This is a genomic window from Leptothoe sp. LEGE 181152 (genome assembly GCF_032906605.1).
Classification (GTDB): domain Bacteria; phylum Cyanobacteriota; class Cyanobacteriia; order Phormidesmidales; family Phormidesmidaceae; genus Leptothoe; species Leptothoe turfae.
The window spans coordinates 1-1150 of the sequence record NZ_JASATU010000040.1 but is presented as its reverse complement, the minus strand read 5'-3'; the positions used below and the strand labels follow the sequence as shown (position 1 = coordinate 1150).

General features: G+C 45.8%; 2 protein-coding genes. Both read left to right on the top strand.

From position 1 onward, the window contains the following. The first annotated feature begins 226 nt into the window (after positions 1-226). Entirely contained in the window at positions 227-370 is a 144-nt protein-coding gene (locus tag QGP82_RS21265; protein ID WP_499060933.1) for a hypothetical protein, read from the top strand. Positions 371-380: 10 nt separating this feature from the next. Beyond that, entirely contained in the window at positions 381-1121 is a 741-nt protein-coding gene (locus QGP82_RS21260; protein ID WP_499060932.1) for a pentapeptide repeat-containing protein, read from the top strand. Positions 1122-1150: the final 29 nt, after the last annotated feature.

Sequence of the window (1150 nt, the reverse complement as noted above, 5' to 3'; positions counted from 1 at the left end):
ATTGTGATGCACCTTAAAAACGATGGTTTGTTTTTCAAGGGTTCATCACCTTTCCTCTTTTGGCAATACGTTCAGCGATTCGGCATTGAGCATCGTGCCTTTTATTTGGCCTAAATTTAGGTAATAAGCAGAAAGCAAGTGATTGATCGTTCATTCAATTATATTCGATCATTTAGTCATGGCACCATGTTTTCTACGCTGAGCTAAGCTGAGTGCTGATGAAATATTGGTCAATGACTATATACAGACGAGTCAGGTGATACGGGTGGCAGGGGTGATCGAAGCCGAGCAGCCTGCGTTGGCAATTTTGAGGGTTGTTATCGAAGGTAAAAGCAAGATTTTGAGTGTGTCGGTTGATTTGCTGAGGTGAGGGTTGTGATGTGGCGAATGCGAAGCATTTAGATCGACTAAAGCAAGGCGTTGAGGCATGGAATGAGTGGCTAGTGGAGAATCCTGAGATTCAGCCTGACCTACGTGGAGCCAACCTGCGTCATGCCGACCTGCGTAACGCCGACTTGAGTGAAGTCGATTTGTGTGAAGCTGACCTATATGGAGTCTACCTACATGAAACTGATCTACATGACGCTGATCTGCGTGAAGCTAATCTGAATAGAGCAAACTTGAGCAAAGCCAACCTATGTGGAGCCAGCCTATGTGGCGTCAATCTATATGGAGCTGAGCTGAATGACGTCGATCTGAGTGATGCTAACCTGATTGGCGTTGATTTACGTGGAGCCAACCTATACGAAGCTAACCTCCATTTCGCCGACCTGCGTCATGCCGACCTACGCGGAGCTGTTCTGACTTTTGTTAATCTGAGTGAGGCCGATCTGCGTGGAGCCAACCTATGTCATGCTGACTTGATAAGAGTACAAGCCTTAGCGACAAATTTTTCTAGAGCAATATTTACAGCAGCTTGTATAGAAGACTGCAATTTCAACAACGCTACGAACCTTGAAAGTGCAATTTGTGATTACTTTTACCTTGACGTTGATAAGCAAGAGCGTTGTCCCAGCAAAGACACTGTAGTGCCCCCCAAAATTAGGACAGGACTGAGAGAGCGTAAGCTAGAGTCCAATCGGGGGAAGGAATATGGCCAGCAAGCCAAGAAACTACAGTAGCGAATTTAAGGCAAAAGTGGTGCTGGAGA